This is a genomic window from Actinoplanes sp. NPDC051633 (genome assembly GCF_040681735.1).
Classification (GTDB): domain Bacteria; phylum Actinomycetota; class Actinomycetes; order Mycobacteriales; family Micromonosporaceae; genus Actinoplanes.
Genome location: NZ_JBFAZH010001655.1, coordinates 1 through 1,318, shown reverse-complemented (window position 1 = coordinate 1,318; position 1,318 = coordinate 1). Strand labels below are relative to the sequence as shown.

Annotated in this window: 1 protein-coding gene; it reads right to left on the bottom strand. The window is 68.6% G+C overall.

Translation table 11 applies throughout. From position 1 onward, the window contains the following. The coding region (locus AB0M20_RS44015) for a GGDEF domain-containing protein (RefSeq protein WP_364307493.1) at window positions 1–1,296 on the bottom strand (1,296 nt) is incomplete at its 3' end. Between the last annotated feature and the right edge of the window lie 22 nt (window positions 1,297–1,318).

Here is a 1,318-nt window from a genome sequence, read left to right as displayed (position 1 = left end):
GTCGCCGCGGGCCTTCGCCTCATACATGGCGACATCGGCGCGGCGCAGCAGTTCCGCAGCGTCATCGCCAGGTGCGGCGCCGGCGACGCCGAAGCTGGCCCGCACCCGCAAGGTACGTCCTTCGACATCGACGGGCTGGTACAGGGCGTCGATGATGCGCCGGATCACTCGGTCGGTGGCCGCCGCGTCGTGCCCGGGCAACAACAGGGAGAACTCGTCGCCGCCCAGCCGCGCCACCGTGCCATGGACCGGTACGGCATCCCGCAGCCGCTGGGCGACGGTGACCAGCAGCGCATCTCCCGCGGCATGCCCCAGCGTGTCGTTGACGGTCTTGAAGTCGTCGAGGTCGGCCAGAACCACCGCCACCGGGTCCTGAAGATCTGTCACGGCCCGCCGCAGCCGCTCGTTGAACAGTGACCGGTTCGGCAGGCCGGTCAGCGGATCGTGGGTTGCGTTGTGGTCGAGCCGGTCGAGCAGCCGCTGGTTGTCCTGGAAGGCGGTAATCTGCCGCAACACCACCAGCGCCGTCAACAGCACCGCAGTACCGGCGACGACCCGCGCATCATCGCCGGTCCAGACGATGACCATGAGCAGGGCATCGACCGCGGCCACCGCTGCGTACGGCAGCACACTGAACGGGCGTCGCCGCGCTGTGACCGCCGTGTCGGCGCGGGTCAGAGCGTCCATCTGGCGGTAGGCACCACACGCGGCGACGAAGAAGACAGCCGGAATGGTGAGCTGGTTGACGAACAGCAAGGTGTGCCGTTCCACCGTGGCGGCCAGCGGCGAACTCAGGCTGCCGATCAGCATGGCCAACGCCAGCAGCCGCAAGGCGCCCTTGTCGATGAACGCACGACCCGACAACACGACCTTCACGACCGCGAACACCGCGAGCTGGGCAAGCACGATCAGCAACGCGGAAGCGATCAGTGTCGATCCGTCATCGGCGTTCAGCGCGTGCCGGGTCTGGAAGTGCCAGATGAATACGGCGGTCGCCAGCATCACCGTGCCCGCATCGAGCCCGACCCGCAGGCGCTCCGCGCCATCCCGGCGACCCAGCGGTATGCGGTACAGGGCCACCATGATCACTGTGATGGCAACGGCATCGATGCTCAGCATTGCCGGAGTCACATGCGGGCCAGGCACCTCGGGACGAGTCAGCGCGTCCACGGCCTGCACCACAGTCGCCGCCCCGACCAGCGCGGTAGCCGCGCACAACGTGCCGAAGAACTGGCGCGTCACCACCGGGAGCCGGCGGGCTCGGGCCACCTGAGCGAACACGACCGTCAGGATCACCGCGCCGAGCGGAGAGGGCAGC